This is a genomic window from Streptomyces sp. NPDC050842 (genome assembly GCF_044456565.1).
In the GTDB taxonomy this organism is placed as follows: domain Bacteria; phylum Actinomycetota; class Actinomycetes; order Streptomycetales; family Streptomycetaceae; genus Streptomyces.
Window position 1 is genome coordinate 477,260 of record NZ_JBITGA010000005.1, and the last position, 24,981, is coordinate 502,240.

General features: G+C 70.6%; 22 protein-coding genes and 1 tRNA gene. 12 read left to right on the forward strand and 11 right to left on the reverse strand.

Annotated features, from left to right (window positions below):
• Position 1: 1 nt before the first annotated feature.
• Entirely contained in the window at positions 2-2,914 is a 2,913-nt protein-coding gene (locus tag ACIBG6_RS19240) for an AfsR/SARP family transcriptional regulator (RefSeq protein ID WP_399223775.1), read from the reverse strand.
• Positions 2,915-3,080: 166 nt separating this feature from the next.
• Here ACIBG6_RS19240 and ACIBG6_RS19245 point away from each other — a divergent pair, with 166 nt between their 5' ends.
• Positions 3,081-3,935 carry an MOSC domain-containing protein gene (locus ACIBG6_RS19245; protein ID WP_399223776.1) on the forward strand — a complete coding sequence of 285 codons (855 nt, stop codon included), beginning with the start codon at positions 3,081-3,083 and terminating at the stop codon, positions 3,933-3,935.
• A gap of 285 nt (positions 3,936-4,220) precedes the next feature.
• On the opposite strand, the gene ACIBG6_RS19250 is transcribed toward ACIBG6_RS19245, so the two are convergent.
• From ACIBG6_RS19250 to ACIBG6_RS19260, 3 genes are all read right to left on the reverse strand, one after another.
• Complete coding sequence (locus ACIBG6_RS19250; RefSeq protein ID WP_399223778.1) at positions 4,221-4,892, reverse strand: nucleotidyl transferase AbiEii/AbiGii toxin family protein; 672 nt, start codon at positions 4,890-4,892, stop codon at positions 4,221-4,223.
• The gene (locus ACIBG6_RS19255; RefSeq protein ID WP_399223779.1) at positions 4,889-5,236 is read right to left on the reverse strand and encodes a transcriptional regulator; all 348 of its coding nucleotides are present in this window, start codon (positions 5,234-5,236) and stop codon (positions 4,889-4,891) included. The genes ACIBG6_RS19250 and ACIBG6_RS19255 overlap by 4 nt, the downstream gene beginning before the upstream one ends.
• Positions 5,237-5,489: 253 nt before the next feature.
• A tRNA-Gly gene (locus tag ACIBG6_RS19260) sits at positions 5,490-5,560 on the reverse strand.
• Positions 5,561-6,010: 450 nt separating this feature from the next.
• On the opposite strand from ACIBG6_RS19260, the gene dcd reads away from it, so the two are divergent.
• Both dcd and ACIBG6_RS19270 read left to right on the forward strand, forming a co-directional pair.
• Complete coding sequence (gene dcd, locus ACIBG6_RS19265) at positions 6,011-6,586, forward strand: dCTP deaminase (protein ID WP_399223780.1); 576 nt, start codon at positions 6,011-6,013, stop codon at positions 6,584-6,586.
• 13 nt (positions 6,587-6,599) lie between these two features.
• The gene (locus ACIBG6_RS19270) at positions 6,600-7,097 is read left to right on the forward strand and encodes a phosphoribosyltransferase (RefSeq protein WP_317596877.1); all 498 of its coding nucleotides are present in this window, start codon (positions 6,600-6,602) and stop codon (positions 7,095-7,097) included.
• Between the two features lie 75 nt (positions 7,098-7,172).
• Here the strand turns inward: ACIBG6_RS19270 and ACIBG6_RS19275 are convergent, their stop codons facing one another.
• Positions 7,173-9,782 (reverse strand): peptidoglycan-binding protein, encoded by a 2,610-nt coding sequence (locus tag ACIBG6_RS19275; RefSeq protein WP_399223782.1) that lies wholly within the window; start codon positions 9,780-9,782, stop codon positions 7,173-7,175.
• Positions 9,779-10,363, reverse strand: a complete 585-nt coding sequence (locus ACIBG6_RS19280; protein ID WP_399223783.1) for a hypothetical protein — start codon at positions 10,361-10,363, stop codon at positions 9,779-9,781. Before ACIBG6_RS19280 ends, ACIBG6_RS19275 begins: the two co-directional genes overlap by 4 nt.
• 191 nt (positions 10,364-10,554) lie before the next feature.
• On the opposite strand from ACIBG6_RS19280, the gene ACIBG6_RS19285 reads away from it, so the two are divergent.
• From ACIBG6_RS19285 to ACIBG6_RS19295, 3 genes are all read left to right on the forward strand, one after another.
• Entirely contained in the window at positions 10,555-11,676 is a 1,122-nt protein-coding gene (locus ACIBG6_RS19285) for a peptidoglycan DD-metalloendopeptidase family protein (RefSeq protein ID WP_399223784.1), read from the forward strand.
• A gap of 161 nt (positions 11,677-11,837) precedes the next feature.
• Entirely contained in the window at positions 11,838-13,151 is a 1,314-nt protein-coding gene (locus ACIBG6_RS19290; protein ID WP_399223785.1) for an ATP-binding protein, read from the forward strand.
• Positions 13,148-13,876, forward strand: coding sequence for a response regulator (locus ACIBG6_RS19295; protein WP_399223786.1), 729 nt, complete (start codon positions 13,148-13,150; stop codon positions 13,874-13,876). The genes ACIBG6_RS19290 and ACIBG6_RS19295 overlap by 4 nt, the downstream gene beginning before the upstream one ends.
• Positions 13,877-13,980: 104 nt before the next feature.
• Here ACIBG6_RS19295 and ACIBG6_RS19300 read toward each other — a convergent pair whose 3' ends face one another.
• The 3 genes from ACIBG6_RS19300 to ACIBG6_RS19310 form a co-directional block, all read right to left on the reverse strand.
• Positions 13,981-14,913, reverse strand: a complete 933-nt coding sequence (locus ACIBG6_RS19300; protein ID WP_399223787.1) for a Yip1 family protein — start codon at positions 14,911-14,913, stop codon at positions 13,981-13,983.
• A 335-nt stretch (positions 14,914-15,248) separates the two neighbouring features.
• Positions 15,249-17,510 carry a (Fe-S)-binding protein gene (locus tag ACIBG6_RS19305; RefSeq protein WP_399223788.1) on the reverse strand — a complete coding sequence of 754 codons (2,262 nt, stop codon included), beginning with the start codon at positions 17,508-17,510 and terminating at the stop codon, positions 15,249-15,251.
• A 131-nt stretch (positions 17,511-17,641) separates the two neighbouring features.
• Positions 17,642-18,130 carry a sugar transferase gene (locus ACIBG6_RS19310; protein WP_399223789.1) on the reverse strand — a complete coding sequence of 163 codons (489 nt, stop codon included), beginning with the start codon at positions 18,128-18,130 and terminating at the stop codon, positions 17,642-17,644.
• A 255-nt stretch (positions 18,131-18,385) separates the two neighbouring features.
• On the opposite strand from ACIBG6_RS19310, the gene dnaK reads away from it, so the two are divergent.
• The 4 genes from dnaK to ACIBG6_RS19330 are packed head-to-tail and all read left to right on the forward strand — an operon-like array spanning position 18,386 to position 22,558.
• Entirely contained in the window at positions 18,386-20,230 is a 1,845-nt protein-coding gene (dnaK, locus tag ACIBG6_RS19315; protein ID WP_399223790.1) for a molecular chaperone DnaK, read from the forward strand.
• Positions 20,227-20,895, forward strand: coding sequence for a nucleotide exchange factor GrpE (gene grpE, locus ACIBG6_RS19320; RefSeq protein ID WP_399223791.1), 669 nt, complete (start codon positions 20,227-20,229; stop codon positions 20,893-20,895). The genes dnaK and grpE overlap by 4 nt, the downstream gene beginning before the upstream one ends.
• A gap of 30 nt (positions 20,896-20,925) precedes the next feature.
• Complete coding sequence (gene dnaJ, locus ACIBG6_RS19325; protein ID WP_399223792.1) at positions 20,926-22,110, forward strand: molecular chaperone DnaJ; 1,185 nt, start codon at positions 20,926-20,928, stop codon at positions 22,108-22,110.
• A gap of 4 nt (positions 22,111-22,114) precedes the next feature.
• Positions 22,115-22,558 (forward strand): heat shock protein transcriptional repressor HspR, encoded by a 444-nt coding sequence (locus ACIBG6_RS19330; protein WP_015034631.1) that lies wholly within the window; start codon positions 22,115-22,117, stop codon positions 22,556-22,558.
• Between the two features lie 74 nt (positions 22,559-22,632).
• Here the strand turns inward: ACIBG6_RS19330 and ACIBG6_RS19335 are convergent, their stop codons facing one another.
• Both ACIBG6_RS19335 and ACIBG6_RS19340 read right to left on the reverse strand, forming a co-directional pair.
• Complete coding sequence (locus ACIBG6_RS19335) at positions 22,633-23,100, reverse strand: hypothetical protein (protein ID WP_399223793.1); 468 nt, start codon at positions 23,098-23,100, stop codon at positions 22,633-22,635.
• Between the two features lie 5 nt (positions 23,101-23,105).
• A complete protein-coding gene (locus tag ACIBG6_RS19340; RefSeq protein WP_399223794.1) occupies positions 23,106-24,086 on the reverse strand; it encodes a helix-turn-helix transcriptional regulator in 981 nt (326 codons plus the stop codon).
• Between the two features lie 133 nt (positions 24,087-24,219).
• On the opposite strand from ACIBG6_RS19340, the gene ACIBG6_RS19345 reads away from it, so the two are divergent.
• Positions 24,220-24,432 carry a hypothetical protein gene (locus ACIBG6_RS19345; RefSeq protein ID WP_399223795.1) on the forward strand — a complete coding sequence of 71 codons (213 nt, stop codon included), beginning with the start codon at positions 24,220-24,222 and terminating at the stop codon, positions 24,430-24,432.
• A gap of 8 nt (positions 24,433-24,440) precedes the next feature.
• Positions 24,441-24,758: a hypothetical protein gene (locus ACIBG6_RS19350; RefSeq protein ID WP_056653193.1), complete on the forward strand. Its 318-nt coding sequence runs from the start codon at positions 24,441-24,443 to the stop codon at positions 24,756-24,758.
• Positions 24,759-24,981 lie beyond the last annotated feature (223 nt).

Sequence of the window (24,981 nt, forward strand, 5' to 3'; positions counted from 1 at the left end):
GCTACGGTTCCGATCCCGCACTCGTTCCGGCCGGCCACGGGGGCAACTGGTCCTTGCCTCTGAGTTCTTCGGCCTTGTCGAAGCACGCCTGAGCAGCAGCGGTTTCGCCGAAGTGCGCGTGGGTCCGTCCGACGGCCATCAGGGTGTCCGTCGAGCCGCCGGCGTCGCCGACCTGACGTCGCAGAGCCAGAGCCTCGGTCAAGGCGTCGAGCGCTTCGTCACGCCGGCCGAGTGCGCGCAGGGTGTCGCCGAGATCTTCCAGGGCGATGGCGATGTTGGTGAGGTACCCCAGCTCGCGGCACATGGCCAGCACCTGGCGGTACACGGCCTCGGCCTGCCGGAGTTCGCCAGCGGCGCGATGGGCCGTGGCCAGTCCGCTCAGGAGCGGAGCCTCGCTGCGCTCGCTGCCGGACCGCCTGAAGAGATCGATGGCCTTCCGCGCGTGGTCGAGGGCTTGCCGTGGGCGGTGCGTCCCGCTGTAGGCCCGGGAAAGGTTGGAGTAGACACCCGCCCGGCACTCGAGATCGCCGCTCGCCTCGAAATGGGGGAGGCAGTCCAGCAGGCAGGTGAGGCTGGCATCGTGCCGGTGCGCCATGCGGTGCGCCACCCCGAGGCGGAACAGGACCCATGCCCGCCCCTCGTGGTCGTCGTGCGCCTTCGCCGTGGCCAGCGCCGACCGCAGGCAGGTGTCCCACACGCCGGTCCACCAGTACGTGGTGGCGTAGCCGAAGAGGTTGAGGGCCAGCCGCCAGGCCAGATCCGGACGCGGGGACAGCGCGGCCGCCTGGACGGCTTCGCGCAGGTTGGGCAGCTCCTGCACGAACCACGCCAGCGCCCCGGCGGCGTCGTAGAAGCGCGGCGCCCGGCCCGCCGGGCCCTCCTCGAACCTCGGGCCGGCGGGCATGCCAGGCGCGATCGTCGCACTGGCCGCCTCGGTTGCGACGGTGTACCAGGTCAGGAGCCTCAGCAGCGCCGTCCTTCGGGCGGGCTCGGACTCCTCCGCGGCGCTGCGCTCGGCCGCGTACTCTCCGACCAGGTCGTGGAACCGGTATCGCCCGGGCTCCGGATTCTGCAGCAGATGTACGTCCCCCAGGAGTCCGAGCACCTCGGCGGTCCTGCGCGCGGGAAGGTCCAGCAGCGCGGCGGAGGCATCGAGGCTCAGCCCCTCGCCGCGCCACAGGCTGAGCAGCCGGAAGGCACGCGCCGCATCGCGTTCGTGGCGGTCACGGCTGTCCCGCAGCATCCGATAGCTGGAGGCGAAGGAGCTGTGGACGGACAGGCTGCCGGCCGACAGGGCCCGCAGCCGGCCGTCGCCGGCTTCCAGTTGCTCCGCGATCGTGCGCAGCGGCCAGGAGGGGCGAACCCTCGCCTTCGCTCCGACGATCCGCAGGGCCAGGGGCAGTCCGGCACAGGCCGCCAGGATCCGCGTAGCGTCCCCTGCCTCCGCCAGGACCCGGTCGGCACCGCAGAACGCCGAGAGCATCGCCCGTTGGTCGCCTTCGCCGAGCGGCTCCAGGGGAACCCGGGCTCCGATGGGCAGGTCGGGCAGCGCGTTCCTGCTTGTGATCAGGACCGAGCAGCCGGCCGAACCCGGCAGGAGCGGGAGCACCTGCTCGACGTCGTGGGCGTTGTCGAGGACCATCAGCACGCCCCTGTCCGTCAGACGGGTACGGAGCAGCGCCGCGCGTCCGTCGGTGTCGCCGGGTATCGGCAGGCCGGGACCGGCCGGAGTGTCGGACAGATCGCTCAGGAATCGCCCGAGCAGGTCGTGCGGGTCCTGGCGGGTACCGAGCCCGAATCCGTGCAGGTCCGTGAAGATCTGGCCGCCCGGAAAGCGGTCGCCCAGGATGCGCGCGGTGTGGACGGCCAGGGCGGTCTTCCCGACGCCGCTCATCCCGGTGACGACCGCCATGCGGGGGCCCCGGTCGTCCGGCCGGGGGGTGAGCAGCTCGATCAGGGTCCGCACCTCGTCGGCGCGCCCCGTGAAATCGGGGACGTCGGCGGGCAGCTGGGACGGAGCGGGCCAGGTCCTGACGGTACGCGGGTCAGCGGCTTCGTCGGGCACGTCGGCGTCGACGGACGCGCCGCCGCCGGGGTGCCCGCTGGCGGCGTGCACCGCATCGGCCTGCCGGCCGTTCTCGGCGGCGACGGCCGGGCCCGTCCACTGCAGTGCCGGGTCGTCGACCAGCAGTGACTGATGCAGATCGCGCAGTGCGCGGCCCGGATCAGTGCCGAGCTCCTCGACCAGGTCATGGCGTACGCGCTCGAACGCGAGCAGCGCCTCGGCCTGGCGACCGCTGCGGAACAGGGCGAGGATCAGCTGGGCGCAGAACACCTCGTGCAGGGGGTACCGGGCGGTCCACCGGCTGATCTCGGGAACGATCTCGTGGTGACGCCCCAGCCGGAGCTCGGCCGCGAAGTGCCACTCCCGGGCCTGCACCCGCGCCTGCTCGTAGTGTGTGATCTGGGGACGCAGGGTCTCGGACACGGGGGCGTCAGCGAGCGGAGCACCGCGCCACAGCTGTTCGGCCGCCCGGGTCAGGCGGCTGACGGACACCCAGTCCTGCCGGGATTGTGCCGTCTTCGCCTCAGCGAGCAGCAGGGTGAACTCCTCGGTGTCCACCTCGCCGTCGTGGACGAGAAGCCGGTAGCCGGTCGGTACGGACGCGAGGCGCTCGGCGTCGACGGCCGACAGGGTTCGTCGCAACTGGCTCACGTAGTTGCTCAGGGCGGCAGCGGCCGTCGCGGGCGGACTCTCACCCCACAGCGCGGCCGCGAGCCGCTCACGTGAGACGAGGCGGTTCGGTTCGAGAAGCAGCGCGGCCAGCAGGGCCCTGCTCTTCGGAGTGGGAACGGCGAGAGGCCTGCCACCGGCGTCATGGACGGTCAGCGGACCCAGCAGACCGAACCTCATCCCCACCGCTCCGTGATCCCCGGGCACGCCACCGCGCTGATCATAGCCAGCGCCGAAACCGGGCCGTTGACGTTCCATTGCCGCCGCCCCGCAGACTCGGGCGCCAGAGACCGACGTGCACCGGAGCCGAGAAGAATCCGGAAGCCGAGAGGAACAAGGAGGCCCTGTGGCCAAGGTCGTGGAACTCACCTATTACCCGGTCAAGGGCTGCGCGGGCCTCTCCGTGCAGGATGCCTTCATGGCCCCGGCGGGACTCCCTCACGATCGCTCATTCATGATCGTCGACGAGAACGGAGTCTTCCGCAGCCAGCGGCGCGATCCCCGGCTGGCCCTGATACGCCCGAGCATCGCGGCCGACGGAACGCGCCTGACCCTGGAGGCCCCGGGCTCCGGCACCGTCACCGTCCCGGTGGACTCGTCGTCCGAGCGACGGCCGGTGGAACTGTTCGGAGCTCCGTTCACCGGCATCGATCAGGGCGACGAGGCAGCAGCCTGGCTTTCCGCGGTGACAGGCGGGCCGAGCCGACTCGTGCGGGTGCCGCCCGAGCACGACCGGATCACCGACGGACTCGTCGCGGGCACATCGGGCTACGCCGACAGCTGCGCGGTGCACGTCGTCTCCCGCTCGTCCATGGCCGCCCTCAACGAGCGCCTCGTCTCCGACGGCGCGGAACCGCTGCCGATCAGCCGGTTCCGCCCCAATGTCGTCGTCGACGGATGGGACGATCCCCACACCGAGGACCTCGCGCGCCGCATCACCGTCGGCTCGGTGGAGTTGGCGTACGCGAAGCTCGCCATCCGCTGTGCCGTCACCTTGGTCGACCAGCGGTCCGGGTGCCGGAGCGGGCGGGAACCGATCCGCACCCTCGCCACCTACCGGCGGGCCGCTGAGGGCGGCGTCGCCTTCGGCGTGAAGCTGGCCGTGGTCCGGCCCGGCCGACTGTCCGTTGGCGACGACGTGACAGTCAGCTCGTGGGGTGTGTCCGAACTTCGCGCCGATGATGCGGCGACGATCATGTGACCGGGTCGGACAGGTCTGGGCAACGACTAAGCCCCAGGTCGCTGACCTGGGGCTTAGTGGAAGAGCGGATGACGGGAATCGAACCCGCGCTATAAGCTTGGGAATCACCGGCGCCCGGCTTGGCCACCCTCTGCCTGACCTGCGGAAACGGGTCCTTCGTGACGCTTCTCGCCGGCTCGGCGATACCCGTGGTGACCGCTGTTCACCGCCCCGAAGGGCACGGATGGGGCACGACCAGCTTCCTCGGAGATGCGGCGCTTCCTCCGCGTGTCCGATGCCCGGCCATCAGTCGTCGGGTGGGCTCTCCGCTTCCTGGAGTCTCTCGGCGACGTCATCGGCCCACTCCTGAGCCCACCGGCGCAGCTCGATGGTCTGCTGGTCGTCGAGTCCGTAGGCCGCGAATTCGGTGTCATCGATCCAGTCCGCGCCGGCGAGCCGGGCCTGAAGATCGGAGAGGTCGAAGCTGTCACGGGCGTGGCGGCGGCCGAGCTCTTCGAGCTCGATGCGACTCCAGCGTTCCGTTGCCGCTCGGACGTCGATCAGGTCACGCGCCAGGCCCCGGTCCGCCAGCGCGCGAACCTTCGTGCCGACCACGTCCTCCAGGGAAAGCACCAAGCCGTGCTGAGTCTTCACAGGTGGACGCCAGAGTGCTTCCTTGAGGACATCGACCTCGCACTCCTCGCCGGTGGAGGTGTCGGTGACGATCAGCCGCGCGGACAGCGGGTCGGTTTCCAACGCTCGTACCCGCCAGCCGCGTTGTTCCAGCCCGGCGCGCACGGCGGCGGCGATCTTCTCCATCGGCTCCGGGTTCTCGGTGGCAACATCGAGGTCCTTGCTGAGCCGGTCGACCAGTCCGTGTGCCTGGACGGCGTAGCCACCCGTGAGCACGAGCGGGTAGACATCGCCCACGGCGAGGACATCCGCGAGGAGCCGCCGATGCAGTTCCGTGAGATTCACGCGGCAGCCTGGGCATCGGGCGTCAGTTCGTTGAAGGCGTCCTCCCAGACATCACGGATGTCCCGGCTGATCAGTGTGCGCAGGACGGGCCACATGGCGACGAGCAGTTCCCGGTTCAGGTAATGGACCAGGTCATCGTGCTGCCCTTCGGCCAGCACGATCCGGTAGCAGCCCATCCGCAATCGGGGCTGGTCGAGGTCGAACCGAGACAGGCCGGACCACGCGAGGTGCAGCGGAAGGTCGATGTGGCCGTGGGCGGGGCCGCCGAGCTCAGAGAGCTTGGCGGGAAGCCGCCTGGCGAATCTGGTGCGGCGGAGCTCGGGAACGCTGGGCGTGGCTGCCATACCTTGATTATTCCGCAGGTGGGCGAGGCGGCCCGGTGATTCCGGTACAGGTAACACCCGGCTCAGAGCTTCTACGTGGCCGCAGTGGCGGTAACGCCGCCGTAAGGGCAGGTCAGAGTCCTCATGCGACACGTCCGGCGAGACAATGCTGTGTTCCGCGTGCCCCATCTCGCGGGGCTGAAGGGTGTACGAACGGCGAGGCTGGCCTGCCAACAAACAAGCCCCAGGTCGCTGACCTGGGGCTTCGTTAAAGAGCGGATGACGGGAATCGAACCCGCGCTATAAGCTTGGGAAGCTCATGTTCTACCATTAAACTACATCCGCACAGCGGCCGTATGAACGGTGCCGCATCGTTGCACACTGTACCCCATGCGCCACTTGAGGCGAAGCTCACGCCTCCGCGTGTGCGGAGCGCCGCCTGGAGGGTGTCCTGTTGATCCCCTAATGTGGCTGTCTCGTCCAGCGTATGTGTAGGGGAAGGGACTTGATGGGTTCCATGGAGCGCACCGTCGTCCGCTGTGCCGAAGGGCACGTGTTCAGTACCGCCTCGTTCCCGCTTCAGCAGCTCGGGGCCGGGCGGATCGGGCCCGGGCGGCTCATTCGGTGTCCGCGGTGTGCGCGGTTGCGGCACGCGGTGCCCGTGGTGCTCGGGCAGCGCTAGCGCGGCGGGCGCGCTGCGCCGCAGGGCGGGGCCGAGCAGGGCGGGGCCGAGGGGCCGGGGCGCGGGGCCCTGCCGATTGGGGCAGGTCCGCGCCCTCTGCGTATCGTGGGGGCGTGCTTCTCTCAGACAAGGACATCCGGGCCGAGATCGATGCCGGACGGGTGCGCATCGACCCGTACGACGAATCCATGGTGCAGCCCTCGAGCATCGACGTGAGGCTTGACCGCTTCTTCCGGGTGTTCGAGAACCACCGCTACCCCCACATCGACCCCGCCGTCGAGCAGCTCGACCTGACGCGTGAGGTCGAGCCGGAGGGCGACGAGGCGTTCATCCTCCACCCCGGCGAGTTCGTGCTCGCCTCGACCTACGAGGTCATCTCCCTGCCGGACGACATCGCGTCGCGGCTGGAGGGGAAGAGCTCCCTCGGGCGGCTCGGGCTGGTCACGCACTCGACCGCCGGGTTCATCGACCCCGGTTTCTCCGGGCACGTGACCCTGGAGCTGTCGAACCTCGCCACCCTGCCGATCAAGCTGTGGCCGGGCATGAAGATCGGCCAGCTGTGCCTCTTCAAGCTGAGCTCGCCCGCCGAGTTCCCGTACGGCAGCGAGCGGTACGGCTCGCGGTACCAGGGACAGCGGGGGCCGACGGCCTCCCGCTCGTTCATGAACTTCCATCGGACCCAGGTGTGAGGCGGTAGCCGGCATGAGTGAAGTACGCGAGAACCTGACGTACGAGGGCTTCGGCACCGCCGTCCGCGAGCTGGCGCAGACCATCGCCGACGACGGCTACGAGCCCGACATCGTGCTCTCGATCGCCCGCGGCGGCGTCTTCGTCGCCGGCGGTCTGGCCTACGCCCTCGACTGCAAGAACATCCACCTCGTGAACGTGGAGTTCTACACCGGCGTCGGGACCACCCTGGAGATGCCGGTCATGCTGGCGCCCGTGCCCGACGCGATCGATTTCAGCGACAAGAAGGTGCTCATCACCGACGACGTCGCCGACACCGGCAAGACGCTCAAGCTCGTCCACGACTTCTGCGTCGACCACGTCGCCGAGGTCCGCTCGGCCGTCATCTACGAGAAGTCGCACTCGCTCGTGAAGTGCGAGTACGTGTGGAAGAAGACCGACGAGTGGATCAACTTCCCCTGGTCGGTCGAGCCGCCCGTCGTGAGGCGTGAGGGGCAGGTTCTCGACGCCTGAGGCGACGGGGCCCGCCCCTGTCGTCCGCGTCGAGTGGCCGATCCCCACCCCCCACCGCCTGGTCGCTTGAGTCGGCTAGGTGACCAGGTTGCTCAGTGCCCGGTACGTGTTCGTGCCGGGCACCCCGTCCAGCGGGCCCGTGTAGCCGCCGGTCTGGGCCAGGCGCTGGAGCGCCACGTACGTCGCCGTGCCGGGCGCTCCGTCGATCAGGCCCGAGTAGCCCGAGCCGCGCAGGCACGCCTGGACGCCGGCCCAGCTGTACGAGCCGAGCACCCCGTCCGCCGGGCCCGTGTAGCCGCCCAGTACGGCCATCCGCTGCATCGCCGCGTACGTGTTCGTCCCCGGAGCGCCGTCGATCGGACCCGTGTAGCCGAAGCGGCGCATCACCGTCTGGACGCCCTTCCACGAGTGGGTGCCCATGACGCCGTCGATCGGGCCCGTGTAGCCGCCCGCCGTCGCCAGGGTCTGCAGTCCCTTGTACGTCGCCGTGCCCGGCGCCCCGTCCAGCGGGCCCGTGTAGCCGTAGCCCCGCAGGACCGTCTGGACGCCCTTCCACGAATTGATGCCCATGGCACCGTCCAGCGGGCCCGTGTAGCCGCCCGCCTTGGCGATCTTCTGCAGGGTCGTTCCGTCGGCCGTCGAGATCGGGCCGGGGCCCGTGCCCGTCACGCTCAGGTACGTGCGGACGGCCGCGAACGTGTTCGGGCCGGGCACGCCGTCGATCGGACCGGTGTAGCCGTAGTCGGCCGCCAGCCGCTGGAGCCCCTTGTACGTGTCCGGGTCCGGCGTGCCGTCGAGCGGGCCGGTGAAGTAGCCCGCCGACAGGACCGTCTGGACGCCCTTCCACGACAGGGTGCCCAGGACGCCGTCCACCGGGCCCGTGTAGCCGCCGCGCTGGGCCAGCTGCTGGAGCGTCTTCGCGTCCGCCGTCGAGATCGTCATCGTCCCCGTACCGCCCGCCTGCGCGAGGTACCCGCGCAGCCCGGCGTACGTGTTCGGGCCCATGATCCCGTCGACCGGGCCCGTGTACCCGCCGCGCTGGGCCAACTGCTGCAGTCCCTTGTACGTGTTCGGGCCGGGGACGCCGTCGATCGGGCCGCCGTACAGGCCCAGCTGGGTGAGGAAGGTCTGGATGCCCTTCCACGACAACGTGCCGAGGACGCCGTCCAGCGGGCCCGTGTAGCCGCCCAGCTGCGCGATCCGCTGGAGCGTCACGCCGTCGGCCAGCGGGATGTCCGGCGCCGGGTCGGGGACGGGGTTCGGGCCCGGGGGCGGCAGGACCGCCGAGCCGAACGCGTCCGGCTTCGCCTGGTTCAGGTCGACGGCGACGCCCTTGACCGACCCCGTGTCACTGAACTGGTGGATCGCCCAGGCCGGATACGCCGTCCCGATCCGCGGGCTGCCGGCGGGAGCGCCGTAGTCCGCGATCCAGAGCTTCGCGCCCGTCGCCTGCGTCTGCGGCCAGGAGCGGGACTGGAGCAGGGAGGAGTACGTGTAGAGGAAGGGGGTCGTGCCCAGGCGGGCCTTCACGATGCCGATGAACTCCGCCGTCTGCGCGTCCGTCCACACCGGGCTCTGGTCGACGCCCTCGACGTCGACCATCAGCGGCTCGCCGGGGCGGTAGTCCCGCAGATGGGCGAGGAAGTACGCGGCGTCGGTGGCCGCCGCTCCCCAGCCCGTCATCCAGTAGTGGCCGACCAGGAACCCGGCGGCCCTGGCCTCGTCGACCTGCCGGACGTAGTGCGGCGAGGTGTAGGGCTGGTGGGTGCCGTCGTTCGAGCCGCCCGACTTCACGACGCAGAACCGGAAGCCGGCGCTGCGCGCGGCCAGGAAGTCCAGGTCGGCCTGGCTGGTGCCGACGTCGATCCCGTACACCGCGTCCGTGGGCGAGGGTGTCGGTGCCGGGCCGGGGGCCGGCGGCGTGGACGGCGGGTGCGCGGACAGCCAGCCCGAGACGCCGAGGATCGTGTTCGGGCCGAGGACGCCGTCGATCGGCCCGGTGTAGCCGCCGTCCCGGGCCAGGGCCTGGACGGCCTTGTACGTCGCGGAACCGGGCACGCCGTCGATCGGGCCCGTGTAGCCGTAGCCGCGGACCGCGGTCTGCACGCACTGCCAGCCGTTGACGCCGATCGCGCCGTCGACGGGGCCGGTGTAGCCGCCGCGTTGCGCGAGCGTCTGCAGCACCCGCTGGTCGTCCGCGGTCAGCGGGTACGTGGCGCCCCCGGGGCCCGGGGTGCCCACGTCGGCCATCCGCGCGCCGACGTTGTCCAGCGTCCAGCCCAGGTAGACGAGGCCGGCGAGGGAGTCGTACCGGGCGACGGACTGGGTCCCGATGCGGTAGCCGCCGGGGGCGAAGTCCTCCCCGCCCGACAGGTGCCCCGTCGCCATCAGGCAGCGCGTGCCGCCGCCGTCGAGGTCCAGGGCCACATGGCCGGGCGTGAGCCGTACGGCGTTGGCCCACCAGTGGAAGGCCCCGCGGGGCGCCGCCGAGTAGTCCGGATGCCCCTCTCCCGACGCCTCCCACGCGTCGTACGCCGTGGCCCGCGAGCTGCTCAGGTCGCAGGCCCGGAACATCAACGACTGGCACATGTCCGACCAGTTGGAGCCGTTGTCGAAGCCGGCGGCACCACCATCGGTGACGTGCAGGCGGGCCCACTGCTCCGCCCCGGCGACCGTTCTCGTCAACTCGCACCTTCCTGAAGGGTGTTGGGGGAAGCGAGGATGGTCAGGTCGGACGTCGCGAGGATCGTCTCGGAGCCCACCCGTTGGGCACGTACGACCGGTCGTACGCCCGTCGTCGCCGCCGTCGGAACGGCTCCATGGCGGAGCCACGGGGCCAGGTCGACCGTTCCGTCCGCGTCCGTGTCCAGGTCCAGGTAGCCGTGCCGGCCCGGGGACTTCCGGCCCTCGGACACCTCGAACCAGAGACCGGGGCGGGCCGCGTGGAACGAGCCGAGGGAGAACCGGACCCGTCGGCCGGGCAGCGGCCTGCCGTCCGGTGCGGTGAGCGTGAACAGCACGCCGGTGGCCGGGGCGGAGGATTCACCCCGCGGATCCGCGGCCCGCCAGGCGTATTCCGGTGACGAGAACGTCCCCCGGGCTTCCGCGTCGCCGGACGTCCCGGGCGGGCTCGCGGCCGATGCCGTACCGCCCGCGCCCACCCCCACTCCCAGGACCAGTCCCGGCAGCAGCGCGCCCGCCGTCCGCAGGACGGACCGCCGGGACAGCCCCCGCCCCCGCCCTTCGCCGTCAACCCACTCGGGCACCTGACCTCCTGGAATCCCTGTACCGCCGGCCGAACCACGGACCGGTCAAGACCACCCCACGGCCCGTACGCCGACAACCCAACGAATACGCGGAGTTGAAGCCCAGGTTCCGCGCATTCGTTGGGTTGTCGGCGACAAGGCGGCCCGATGGGATGAGCGGGCTCGCGAACCGTCCTAGACGAGGAGAAGCGTTGACCGAGAACGAGGCACGGCATCGTTGTGGCGGCGGCCGGGACGACCACCATCCCGTCGTCCCGGCGGGCGTCAGCCGCCGCACGCTGCTGCGTGGCGCGGTGGTGGGCGGCGGAGCGCTGGCCGCCGGCGGACTCGTCCTGCCCACGAGCGCGTACGCCGTCCCCGCGCTCTACAACCCGTTCGGCGCGTACGCCATCACCGGCCCGTGGGACCCGCCGAACCACAACGGCGTCGACTTCGGCATGGCCGTGGGGACGTCCCTCCCGGCCTGCGGCGCCGGAACGATCGAGAACATCCCCTACAACGGCACCGGCGGCCACACCGTCACCATCCACCACGCCGAGGGCTACCGCAGCCAGTACATGCACCTGTCGAGGTTCCTGCTGGCCAACGGCGCGTCCGTGTCCTCCGGGACGGTCGTCGGGCTCTCCGGCGGAGCGGCGGGCGCCGACGGCGCGGGCAACTCGACCGGACCGCACCTGCACTGGCACGTCATCAACGCGAGCGGCGTCCGCGTCAACCCGCTCTCCGTCACGGGCGGCGGTACGCCCCCCGTCCAGGGCGAGGGCCTGACGCTGCAGAAGATCGCCGGCGCCGGCGGCTACACCGGGGCCCTGGACGGCGTGCCCGGCACGAACACCTGGACAGGCGTGCAGAACGTGGTGAGGGGCTACGCCTACACCGGCCCCATCGACGGCGCCCCCGGCAACGGCACGTACTCCGCGCTCCAGCGCCTGGCCCAGAAGGGCGGCTACGGCGGCCCGATCGACGGTGTGATGGGCGCCAACTCGTGGAAGGGCGTGCAGACCGTCTGCCGGCGCTTCGGCTACACGGGCCCGATCGACGGCGCCCCGGGGACGAACACGTACGCGGCGATGCAGCGGATGGCCAAGCTCGGCGGCTACACCGGCCCGGCCGACGGCATCCTGGGCGCCAACTCGTGGAAGGGCCTCCAGAGGCTGTTCACCGGCTTCGGGTACACCGGCCCGATCGACGGAGCGCCCGGAGCGAACACGTACAAGGGGCTCCAGCGCATGGCCCAGCTCGGCGGCTACACGGGCCCGGTCGACGGCGTCCCGGGGACCAACACCTGGGCGGCGCTCGCCAAGCTCGTCTGACGCTCCGACCCGTACGACCGCTCGTCGAACTCCGTCAGGGCAGGGTCTCCTTCCGAGGCCCTGCCCTGAGGCATGCCGCTCAACTATCTTCATCGTTGCGTGCCAGAGGGCTGTCACCAGAGGGCTGTCACCAGACAGCCGCTCCGGAGCCGAGGAGGACGATGAGGATCCGTAGCGGTCTGTGGCGGGTCGCGGAGCTGCCCACGACGAGGGCCGGCGTCGAGCGGGCCTTCTCGTACTTCACCGCGGGGGTCCGCCTCGGGACCGTCGCGCAGATGGTTCCCGCGGTGCAGCTCGGGGCGGCGCGCTCGCCGCACGAGGCCGGCTACCTCGCGTGCTGGGGCGCCGCCGCCCTGGCCGCGGTCGCGGTGAGCGTCGTGACGCTCGTACGCCGCCGGCCGCCGGGCACGGTCGTGTCCGTGCTCGACTTCGGGCTGGCCTGCGCCCTGCTCGTCCTCGGCCCCCTGGTGCTCGCGCCCTGGGACCGCTTCGGCACCTGGACCGCGTTCCAGCCGGGGTACGCGCTGTCCGTCATCATCACCGCCGGCGGGGTGCGCGGCCTCGGCGTGTGGGCGGGCAGCCTGCTCGCCGTCTCCGTCTGTTACGTGGTCTACCTCGGCGGCGACGTCGGGAGCGAGATGACGTCGACCGCCGTCGGCAACGTCATGACCTATGTCGTGTACGCGCTGGTCGCCCGCATGTTCTTCGGGTACACCCGCCGCATCGCGCGCGACGCCGACGCCTCCCGCGCCCGCGCCGCCGAGCTGGCGCGTCGCGAGGAGGAGCGGCGGGCGCAGGTGATGATGCACAACGGCGTCGCCGTCATGCGCCTGCTGACCGAGCAGGGCGACGACGTCTCACGGGCCGGGCTCGTCGGCCAGGCCGAGGTGGAACTGCGGCGGATGCGCTCCTATCTGCGGGGCGGGGACGGACACGGGGACGGGGATGGACACGGGGACGGGGACGCGTACGCCTCCGACGCCGAAGGGCCCTCGGTCGGGCTCGTCCCGATGGTCAGGCGGGTGTGCGACCGCTTCGCCGACCTGAACGTCGTCGCCTCGCTCGATCTCTGCACCGGCGTACGGATCCCCGCAGCGCAGGCGGAGGCGCTGGAGCGCGCGCTCGGGAGCCTGCTCCTGAACGTCCGCGTGCACGCCCGCGCGCACGAGGTCGTCGTCCACCTCGACGACCAGGAATGCGAGCGCGGGGGCTGGACGCTGACCGTGCACGACGACGGCGTCGGCTTCGAGCCGGCGTCGGTGACCGCCGGGGTCGGACTGCGCGAGGTGGTCGTCGGCGAGCTGCGCCGGCGGGGACTCGGCGTCGGGATCGTGTCCGCCGTGGGCGAGGGAACGACCGTGACGGTCCGGTCGCGCCCGGGGCCGGAGGCGGATCCGCCGGGGCCGGCGCGCCCGACCGTACGGGCCGCCTTCGCGCACCCGACCGTAGGCGCCGCCTTCGCGGACGCGCCGTGAGGCCCGCGGTGGCGGTCGTCGACGACGCCTCGCTGATCCGCGAGTCGATCGGCCCGCTCATGCCCGGTCTCGACGTCGTCGCCTCGGTCGCGACCGTCGAGGAGCTGGTGCGCCGCAGCCCGGCGGTGGACGTCGTCCTGCTCGACCTGCACCTGGCCAACCTCGAACAGCAGCCCGACGCGCGTCAGGGCATCGCCGCCATCCGTACGCTGACCCGCCGCGGCTACCGCGTCTGCGTCTACAGCCAGGAGGAACGCCGGTTCGTCCTCGCGGCGTGCATCGCGGCCGGCGCGAGCGGCATCGTCTCCAAGGCCCTGCCGCGCGACCGGGCCGAACAGCTCTTCCTCGACGTCGCCGCCGGCGGCACCGTCGTGCCGCAGCAGGTCGTCGGCATCCTCGAAGTGCTCGTCCGGCGCGACTGCATCACCCTGCTGAGCGAGCGCCAGCGCCAGATCCTGCACGGCCGTGCCCGCGGCCTGAGCTACGCCCAGGTCGCGCGGGAGCTGTTCGTGAGCGAGTCGACGCTGCGCGGCTACTGGTTCGACCTCACCAGGTCGCTGTCGGACTCCCTGCGCGGCCTCACCCCCGGCGAGATCGAGCGCGCCCTCGGGCTCGCGCCGGGCGACCTCCTGGAGTACTGGGCCGAGGGGGCCGTGGACCCGGCGGACCCGGCGGACCCGCCGGATCGCAAGGAGTGGTGGCGCATCGGCGGCCGGAGCCGCTGAGCGGACGTACGGAGCGGACGTGCGGAGCGGACGTACGGAGAAGCCCCCCACCGCCGTGCGATGAGGGGCTTCTCCATGTCCGTACGTGTGTACGTGCTACGCCGCTACAGCATGCCCAGCTTGGTCAGGCTCAGCAGCGCCACCAGCTGGATCGCCGACGCGCCCAGGGCCTTCGGCCACGGCAGGTCGTGCGAGCGGCTCACCATCATGGTGAGCAGGGCGCCGAGCGCCAGCCAGGTCAGCCAGCCGACGACCTGCACGAAGCCGTTCTCGCCGCCCAGGAAGAGCGCGAAGACGAGCCGGGGCGTGTCCGTGATCGACATGATCAGCATCGACAGGCCCACGGTCGGCTGCCACGAGCCGTCGCCGCCGAGCTGGCGGGCGAGCGTGTGCGTGACCGCGCCGAGGATCAGTCCGCCGACGACGAAGCCGAGGGCGGTCATCAGGACGTACGGGATCGCCGTCGACAGGGTCGCGTTGATCGCCTCGTCGCGCGCCTTGTCGAAGCCGAAGATCGCGAGCAGCCCGTAGAGGAAGGTGACGATCAGCGCCGGGCCCCAGACGGCGTGGTCCCGCATCCGGAGGAAGGTGTCCGCCGGGCGCAGCACGATGCCGCTCAGGAGGGGCTTCCAGGGGAGACGGGGGCCGGTGGGGACGGGCGGCGCGGCCTGGTAGCCGCCGCCGTCGCCGTACGGGTCGTCGACGCTGAACATCTGCGTGTGGCCCGGGTTGTTCGCCGTGCCGGCGTGCGCCTGCTGTCCGGGCGGCTGCTGCTGCCCGTACGAGTCCCCGAAGTACTCGGGCTCGCCGTAGGGCTGCTGCTGCGGCTGCCCCTGGGGGCCGCCGTACTGGCCGCCGCCCTGGGGGCCCTGCTGACCGCCGTACTGACCGCCGTACTGGCCGCTCTGCGGGGGCCACTGCTGCTGCGGGTACGGCGGCGGGGCCGCGTTGTACCCGTAGGGCGCCTGCTGCGGTTGCTGCTGCTGTTGCTGCGGGGGGCGGTTGTCCCGGCCGCGTCCGTTCCTGAATCCAGCCACGCCCTTGAACGTACCCGCTCGGGCTGTGGGGGCGCGCGTCCGGCCGGTCCTTGCCACTGAGCTGTGACATCCCCTAAGGGAAGTCTCAGGGGCGGGCGGGCCGTGACCTGGCCGGTGGCCAGACGCGCGGAGGTCGTTACACATCCGACGTATCACCTCAATGGCGGCCTCGTTCGCCGCCGACCAGCCGGACGGCACGGTGACCTCCTGGCTGGAGACCGCCCCGAGGAAGACCGCCCCGAAGAAGCAGACCGCCTGAGGCGAGGACACGAGAAGGACGGCCGCCCCGCATCTCCGCGGGACGGCCGTCCTTCTCGTACGTACGTGACTACTGCCTACTGCGCAGGCTCCGGCTCGGGCTCCGGCGCGGACTCCGGCTCCGGCTCCGCCGGGGTCTTCACCGAGTCGAGGAGCAGCTGGGCCACGTCCACGACCTGGAGGTTCTCCTTCGCCTTGCCCTCGTTCTTCTTGCCGTTGACGGAGTCCGTCAGCATGACGAGGCAGAACGGGCAGGCGGTGGAGACGATGTCCGGGTTCAGGGACAGGGCCTCGTCGACGCGCTCGGTGTTGATGCGCTTGCCGATCCGCTCCTCCATCCACATCCGGGCACCACCGGCGCCGCAGCAGAAGCCGCGCTCCTTGTGGCGGTGCATCTCCTGCTGGCGCAGGCCGGGGACGGCGGACATGATCTCGCGCGGCGGCGTGTAGACCTTGTTGTGACGGCCCAGGTAGCAGGGGTCGTGGTAGGTGATGAGGCCGTCGACCGGGGTCACCGGGATCAGCTTGCCCTCGTCGATGAGGTGCTGGAGCAGCTGGGTGTGGTGGATGACCTCGTAGTCGCCGCCGAGCTGCGGGTACTCGTTGGCGATGGTGTTGAAGCAGTGCGGGCAGGTCGAGACGATCCGCTTGGCCGACTTCGGCTTCCGGGTCGACGGGTCTTCATCGTCTTCGCCGAACGCCATGTTCAGCATCGCGACGTTCTCCTGCGCGAGCTGCTGGAACAGCGGCTCGTTGCCCAGGCGACGGGGGGAGTCACCGGTGCACTTCTCGTCGCCGCCCATGATCGCGAACTTGACGCCCGCGATGTTCAGCAGCTCGGCGAAGGCCTTCGTGGTCTTCTTGGCCCGGTCCTCCAGGGCGCCCGCGCAGCCGACCCAGTACAGGTAGTCGTACTCCGAGAGGTCCTCGACGTCCTTGCCGACGATCGGGACCTCGAAGTCGACCTCCTTGGTCCACTCGACGCGCGCCTTCTTGGCGAGACCCCAGGGGTTGCCCTTCTTCTCCAGGTTCTTGAGCATCGTGCCCGCCTCGGACGGGAACGCGGACTCGATCATCACCTGGTAGCGGCGCATGTCGACGATGTGGTCGATGTGCTCGATGTCGACCGGGCACTGCTCGACGCAGGCGCCGCAGGTGGTGCAGGACCACAGGACGTCCGGGTCGATGACGCCGTTCTCCTCGGCGGTGCCGATGAGGGGGCGCTCGGCCTCAGCGATCGCCGACGCGGGGACGTCCTTGAGCTGCTCCGGCGTCGCCTTCTCGTTGCCCTCCATGTCCTTGCCGCCGCCTGCGAGCAGGTACGGGGCCTTGGCGTGCGCGTGGTCGCGCAGCGACATGATGAGGAGCTTCGGGGAGAGCGGCTTGCCGGTGTTCCAGGCGGGGCACTGCGACTGGCAGCGGCCGCACTCGGTGCAGGTGGAGAAGTCGAGGATGCCCTTCCAGGAGAACTGCTCGACCTGGGAGACACCGAAGACGGCGTCCTCGGCCGGGTCCTCCCAGTCGATCTCCTTGCCGGCGGAGGTCATGGGCTGGAGGGCACCCAGAGCCGACCCCCCATCTGCGTTTCGCTTGAACCAGATGTTCGGGAAGCCGAGGAAGCGGTGCCAGGCGACACCCATGTTCGTGTTGAGCGAGACCGTGATCATCCAGGTGAAGGACGTGACGATCTTGAGCGCCGCGAAGAAGTAGGTGAGGTACTGGATGGTGCTCAGGCTCAGGCCGTCGAGCAGCGCGATCAGCGGGTACGAGGCGAAGAAGCCGGGCTCCCAGCTCGTCACGTGGTGCTGGACGCCTTCGAGGGCGCGCAGCGTCATGATGCAGACGCCGACGATCAGGATGACGGCCTCGACGAAGTAGGCCTGGCCCGTCTTGGAGCCGGTGAAGCGGGACTTGCGGCCCGCCCTGGTCGGCTTGCTGAGCTGCCGGATCACGATGAGGGTCGCGATGCCGAGGACGGTCATCAGACCGAGGAACTCGGTGAAGATCTCGTACGGCAGCCAGTCACCGATGATCGGGATCAGCCAGTCGGCCTGGAACAGCTGGCCGAAGGCGTTGACGATCGTCAGGAGCAGCGAGAAGAAGCCCACCGCGACGAACCAGTGCGCCACGCCGACGATGCCCCAGCGGTTCATCCGGGTGTGGCCGAGGAATTCCTTGACCAGCGTGATGGTGCGCTGTGTGGGGTCGCCGGTGCGCGTGCCCGCGGGGACCGGCTGGCCGAGGCGTACGAAGCGGTAGATCTGCACGGTGGCACGGCCGAACAGCGCGACGGCCACCACCGTGATGACGATCGACACGACGATCGCGGCGAGTTGCATGAGGGGCTCCTCGGGCGGGCCTCGCGTGCCTACTACTCGCGGGCCTACTAAGCGGTAACTTATTGAGTCCGTGCTGAGATTACCGGGTCACGGCCCCGCGCTGTAGCGGCACTCACGGTGATCTGTGTCGCTCAGGCAAACCTTGCCGCGCGACGCCTGCGGACTGCTGGAAGCGTACGCGCCAGGATCGTCAGGTCCATCCCGAGCCAGTGGTGGTCCACATAGTGGAGATCGAGCAGTTCGCGTTCCTCCCACGGTAGCTCCGAGCGACCGCTGATCTGCCACGGTCCGGTGAGTCCGGGGCGTACGGAGAGCCGGCGCCGGCCCTCGCCCGCGCACTCGCGGTGGGACGGGGCCAGCGGACACGGTCCGACCAGCGACATCCGGCCCGCGACGACGTGCAGGAGCAGGGGCAGCGCGGCCAGCGGGCTCTTCGTGCGGAAGGTCAGCATCGTGAAGGTGCTGCCGCCCAGACCGGCCACCGTCCGGCGCCGCAGGACACCGCGGCCGGGTGTCGTCCCGCCGAGCGCGACCGAGAGGGCGACGGCGGCTAGGACCGGGAAGAGCACGACCAGGAGGGCGAGTCCGCCCAGGACGTCGAAGGCGCGCTTGGCCGTCATTCCCCACACCCTTCCGAGGGACCGCGTGAGAATCATGGGATATTCGTGGGATATGCCTGCTTTGCCCGGCAAGGGGCAATCGGACTCTCTCACGCGTCACCCCGTCCGGTCCGGGATCGACGCGCGCCCCGCCGCGTATGAGCGAGATAAAGGGCGAAGAATTGAGCCCCCTCCACTCAGGTCTGTTGACGCACCGCGGGGTCTCGTGCATCCTTGAGTCAGATCCACTCAAGTACGTCAGCTGGAGGAATTGAAATGGCACGTGCGGTCGGCATCGACCTGGGCACGACTAACTCCGTCGTCAGCGTTCTGGAAGGCGGCGAGCCCACCGTCATCACCAACGCCGAGGGCGCCAGGACCACGCCGTCCGTCGTCGCCTTCGCGAAGAACGGCGAGGTGCTCGTCGGCGAGGTGGCCAAGCGTCAGGCCGTCACCAACGTCGACAGGACCATCCGGTCGGTCAAGCGCCACATGGGCACCGACTGGAAGATCGAGATCGACGGCAAGAACTTCAACCCGCAGCAGATGAGCGCCTTCATCCTGCAGAAGCTCAAGCGTGACGCCGAGGCGTACCTGGGCGAGAAGGTCGTCGACGCGGTCATCACCGTCCCGGCGTACTTCAACGACTCCGAGCGCCAGGCCACCAAGGAGGCCGGTGAGATCGCGGGCCTCAACGTCCTGCGCATCGTCAACGAGCCGACCGCGGCCGCCCTGGCCTACGGCCTCGACAAGGACGACCAGACGATCCTCGTCTTCGACCTCGGTGGCGGCACCTTCGACGTGTCCCTCCTGGAGATCGGCGACGGCGTCGTCGAGGTGAAGGCCACCAACGGTGACAACCACCTCGGTGGTGACGACTGGGACCAGCGCGTCGTCGACTACCTGGTGACGCAGTTCCAGAACGGCCACGGCGTGGACCTCGCCAAGGACAAGATGGCGCTCCAGCGTCTGCGCGAGGCCGCCGAGAAGGCGAAGATCGAGCTGTCCTCCTCCACGGAGACCTCGATCAACCTGCCCTACATCACGGCGTCCGCCGAGGGCCCGCTGCACCTGGACGAGAAGCTCACGCGCGCCCAGTTCCAGCAGCTCACCTCGGACCTGCTCGACCGCTGCAAGGTGCCGTTCCACAACGTCATCAAGGACGCGGGCATCGAGCTCCGCGAGATCGACCACGTCGTTCTCGTCGGTGGCTCCACCCGTATGCCGGCCGTCGCCGAGCTCGTCAAGGAGCTGACCGGCGGTCAGGACGCCAACAAGGGCGTCAACCCGGACGAGGTCGTCGCCATCGGCGCCGCGCTCCAGGCCGGTGTCCTCAAGGGTGAGGTCAAGGACGTCCTGCTCCTCGACGTGACCCCGCTGTCCCTCGGCATCGAGACCAAGGGAGGGATCATGACGAAGCTCATCGAGCGCAACACCACGATCCCGACCAAGCGGTCCGAGATCTTCACGACGGCCGAGGACAACCAGCCGTCCGTGCAGATCCAGGTCTACCAGGGCGAGCGCGAGATCGCGGCGTACAACAAGAAGCTCGGCATGTTCGAGCTGACCGGTCTGCCGCCGGCGCCGCGAGGCGTCCCGCAGATCGAGGTCGCCTTCGACATCGACGCCAACGGCATCATGCACGTGACCGCGAAGGACCTGGGCACGGGCAAGGAGCAGAAGATGACCGTCACCGGCGGCTCCTCGCTGCCGAAGGACGAGGTCGACCGGATGCGCCAGGAGGCCGAGCAGTACGCGGACGAGGACCACCGTCGCCGCGAGGCCGCCGAGTCCCGCAACCAGGGCGAGCAGCTCGTCTACCAGACGGAGAAGTTCCTCAAGGACAACGAGGACAAGGTCCCCGGTGACGTCAAGGCCGAGGTCGAGGCCGCGCTCGTCGAGCTGAAGGACAAGCTCAAGGGCGAGGACACCGCCGAGATCCGCACCGCCACCGAGAAGGTCGCGGCCGTCTCCCAGAAGCTCGGCCAGGCCCTCTACGCCGACGCGCAGGGCGCGCAGGCCGCGGGCGGCGACGCCGGTGCCGGTCAGGCACAGGCGGACGACGACGTCGTCGACGCCGAGATCATCGACGACGAGCCCAAGAAGGGCGGTCAGGCGTGACCGAGGAGACCCCGGGCTTCGAGGAGTCCGACGTCCCCTCCGGCGCCACCCCTGACGACGCCGCCGAGGCCGCCGACTTCTCCACGGAGGAGAAGGCGGCCCCGGCCGGGGACGCAAGCAGCCAGAAGTCGGCCGCCGGTACCGCGGGCCTCACGGCCCAGCTGGACCAGGTGCGCTCCGCGCTCGACGAGCGCACCGCGGACCTCCAGCGGCTCCAGGCCGAATACCAGAACTACCGCCGCCGCGTGGAGCGGGACCGGATCACGGTCAAGGAGATCGCCGTCGCGACCCTCCTGTCCGAGCTCCTGCCCGTGCTCGACGACGTCGGCCGGGCCCGCGAGCACGGTGAGCTCCTGGGCGGGTTCAAGTCGGTGGCCGAATCGCTGGAGACCGTCGTCGCCAAGATGGGTCTGCAGCAGTTCGGCAAGGAGGGCGAGCCCTTCGACCCGACGATCCACGAGGCCCTGATGCACTCGTACGCGCCGGACGTCACCGAGACGACCTGCGTGGCGATCCTGCAGCCGGGGTACCGGATCGGCGAGCGGACCATCAGGCCCGCGCGGGTCGCGGTGGCCGAGCCCCAGCCGGGCGCCACGCCCGGTGCCACGTCCGGCACCAAGGAAGAGAAGGCCGACGAGGAGAGCGGTGCCCCCGAAGAGGGGTGACGCAACGATCGTCCGGAAGGAGGGACGTCGATGAGCACGAAGGACTTCGTCGAGAAGGACTACTACAAGGTTCTCGGCGTCCCCAAGGACGCCACCGAGGCCGAGATCAAGAAGGCGTACCGGAAGCTCGCCCGCGAGAACCATCCGGACGCCAACAAGGGTGACGCGCGCGCCGAGTCGCGCTTCAAGGAGATCTCCGAGGCGAACGACATCCTCGGTGATCCCAAGAAGCGCAAGGAGTACGACGAGGCGCGCGCCCTCTTCGGGAACGGCGGCTTCCGGGCCGGCGGCCCGGGCGGCGGCTCGTTCAACTTCGACCTGGGCGACCTCTTCGGAGGTGGCCAGGGCGGCGGCCCCGGCGGAGCCGGCGGCTTCGGCGGCGGTGGCGGCATCGGGGACGTCTTCGGCGGCCTGTTCAACCGTGGGGCGGGGGCGGGTACGCGTACCCAGCCGCGCCGCGGCCAGGACATCGAGTCCGAGGTGACGCTCAGCTTCATCGAGGCCGTCGAGGGCGCGACCGTACCGCTGCGGATGTCCAGCCAGCAGCCGTGCACGGCGTGTTCGGGCACCGGCGACAAGAACGGCACGCCTCGCGTGTGCCCGACCTGCGTCGGCACCGGGCAGGTCTCGCGCGGCAGCGGCGGCGGCTTCTCGCTCACCGATCCGTGCGTGGACTGCAAGGGCCGCGGCCTCATCGCCGAGAACCCCTGCGAGGTCTGCAAGGGCAGCGGGCGGGCCAAGTCCTCCCGCACCATGCAGGTCCGCATCCCGGCGGGTGTCGCCGACGGGCAGCGGATCCGGCTGCGCGGCAAGGGTGCCCCGGGCGAGCGCGGCGGGCAGAACGGCGACCTGTACGTCGTCGTGCACGTCGACGACCACGCGGTCTTCGGCCGCAAGGACGACAACCTCACCGTCACGGTGCCGGTCTCCTTCACGGAGGCGGCCCTCGGCGGCGAGATCAAGGTCCCGACGCTCGGCGGCCCCGCGGTCACGCTCAAGCTGCCCGCGGGCACTCCGAACGGCCGGACCATGCGCGCCCGTGGCAAGGGTGCGGTCCGCAAGGACGGCACCCGCGGCGACCTGCTCGTCACGGTGGAGGTCGCGGTGCCGCAGGAGCTGGACGACAAGGCACGTGAGGCCCTGGAGACCTTCCGCGAGGCCACGGCCTCCGAGGACCCCCGGGCGGAGCTGTTCCAGGCCGCGAAGGGAGCGTGACCCCGTGGACGGGCGCCGACGCAATCCGTACGAACTGACCGACGAGTCGCCGGTGTACGTCATCTCGGTGGCGGCCCAGCTCTCCGGTCTGCACCCGCAGACCCTGCGGCAGTACGACCGTCTCGGCCTGGTCTCCCCGGACCGCACGGCGGGCCGCGGGCGGCGCTACTCGGCCCGGGACATCGAGCTGCTCCGTCAGGTGCAGCAGCTGTCGCAGGACGAGGGCATCAACCTCGCGGGCATCAAGCGCATCATCGAGCTGGAGAACCAGGTCGCGGCGCTGCAGAGCCGGATCGCCGAGCTGTCGGCCGCGGTCGACGGCGCGGCGGCGGCGATGCGGCAGCGCGAGGCCCAGGTGCACGCCTCGTACCGGCGCGACCTGGTGCCGTACCAGGACGTGCAGCAGGCGAGCGCGCTGGTGGTCTGGCGTCCCAAGCGCGGCGAATAGCCCCGCACAGCACGTATGGCGAGGCCCCCTCCACGACGGTGGAGGGGGCCTCGCCGTATGTGTCGGAAGGATTCCTAGGGGATCAGCTCGCCCACGATGTCGCCGAGGGTCTCCCACCAGGGCGAGGCGCCGGTGCCGAACGCGGCGGCGAGGGCGGCGCCGACGGCGAGGTCGTGAGGGGTGGGGTCGCCGTCCCACTCGTCGATGACCTTGCCGTCGCCCGAGGAGGTGAAGGTGCCGATCCGGCGCCCGTCGCGGGTGAGGCGGCTGTCCACGTACCCGCAGGGCACGAGCCGGTAGCGGACGCCGCCGGTCCGGACGTCCACGCGGTAGGAGCGCCGCAGGAGCCGCCCGCGCGCGGGCCGGATGACGGCAGGTTCCCCGTCGACGGTGAGCGCGAGCAGGGCGCGCTTGCGGGTCCCGATGGGGGTGTGGGCGTCGGGGTCGGTCCCGGGGGCCCGTACGAGCTCCACGGTGGGCAGCCCGTGGCCGGAGACCCGGAGCGTCCCCGCGGGTCCGTCGAGGTCGATCTGTACGTACACGCTGGTCAGTTGTCCCGTTCGAGGATGCCGGACTGGGCGATGAGATAGCCGAGCTGGGCCCGGCTGCCGCTGCCGAGGGCAGTGGCGAGTTTGGCGATGTGGGCGCGGCAGGTGCGGACGTTCATGCCGAGGCGCCGGGCGATGGCCTCGTCGACGTGTCCCTCGACGAGGAGCTTCGCGATGGACCGCTGGACGCCGCCGATGCCGTCGGTCTTGATGTCGTACGGGATCTCCTCCCGGATCGGCACCGCGAGATGCCAGAACTGGTCGAAGACGCCGCCGAGATAGGCGACCAGGCCGGGGTGGCGCAGCTCCAGGGCGACCTGGCGGTCGCTGCGGGCCGGGACGAAGGCGACCTCGCGGTCGACGATGATCAGCCGGTCGATGATCTCTTCCAGCGTGCGCACCTGGACCTCGGGGCCGACGTGCTCCAGGTAGGTCAGGGTGAGCTCGGTGTGGCGGGCCGTGTGCTGGTAGAGCGTGCGCATGCTGATGCCGCGGCCGAGGAGGGGCGAGACGCGGTCGAGGGCTTCGCTGAGGGCCTGCGCGGGGCGCCCGCCGCCGGGCTGGACGGTGAGCAGTTCGTGGCGGCAGTTGGCGACGACGCGGTCGAGGGTCGAGTTGATGCGGTCGATGCCCTCCAGCACGGTGATGGCGTGCGTGGTGGGGGAGTCGTGGGCGCTGATGGCCATGAACGGCTCGAAAGCGTCCGAAAGGGCGACGGTGCGCCGGCGACGGTCGAGTATTTCCCGTTCGATCGGCTGGAGGAGCTGGGCGAGGGCGGCCGAGGGGGGAACCGGACGGAGCCATCGGGCGTCGTCCGGGTCGGGGTGGAGCAGGGAGAGATCGAGGAGGCAGGGGGCCTCAAGGGTCTCTGACCGGGGTATTCGCCCGGTCCGCAAGGCGGCCGCGTACAGCTCGGAGCCGGCTTTGCAGAGCTCGGCATACGAATGCGGGTGACCGCTTTCGTCCGCTTGTTTCCGCATATGTACACCCCCAGGCTCCTGCATCTCAGGAACATGATGCCTGGGTTTGGTGGTGCAGGTGCAGAGAGTAAGCCATCGTCTTACTCGCGGGGGTTGGAAAAGAGACGTTGCCTTCAAGTGAGGTTGCTCGGTGATGATGAAGAAGCTCATACGCACGGTGGCCGGAGTCGCCTTCATCGCGGGGGCCGCATTGGGCGCCGTGGGAGTGACCCAGGACCCCGGCTGGCACACGGCGCCGGCCGAGGTGCAGGCCGCTCCGCTCGACCCGGGCTGGCACGCGGCCCCCGCGCTCCTCGGTGACCCGGGCTGGAGCGTGGCCCCCGCACAGGATCCCGGCTGGAGCTAGACGGGCGCATGAACGTTCCCGATGACCCCAGGTTCCGCCGGGAGATGGCCTCGGCCTATCGCTCCGGCTGGCACTTCGTCGACCTCGCCACGGCCATCCCCCACCGTGGCGACGCGCTGAAGGTCACCCTCTTCGGAGAACCGATCGTCGTGGCACGCGAGCAGGACGAGGACGTCCGTGCTTACCGCTGTCTCCGCCGCCCGCGGGGTGCCCCGCAGCCCATCCGCTGTGCCATCCGGTACGGCATGATCTTCGTCAACCTCGACCAGCGGGACCACCAGCTGATCGAACCCGAGACCATCACCGCCACCCCCCGCAGTGCCTGAGCGATTCCCCCGTCGTTGTAGATCGCTCCGGCACTTCCCCCACACAGCGGCGCCATCGCGGACCTGAAACGCGATGGCGCCGCTGTGCTGCCCGCGCACATGTGTGCCGCGCGCACGTTCGTGCCGCGCGCACGTTCGTGCCGCGCGCACGTTCGTGCCGCGCGCACGTTCGTGCCGCGCGCACGTTCGTGCCGCGCGCACGTTCGTGCCGCGCGACGTTCGT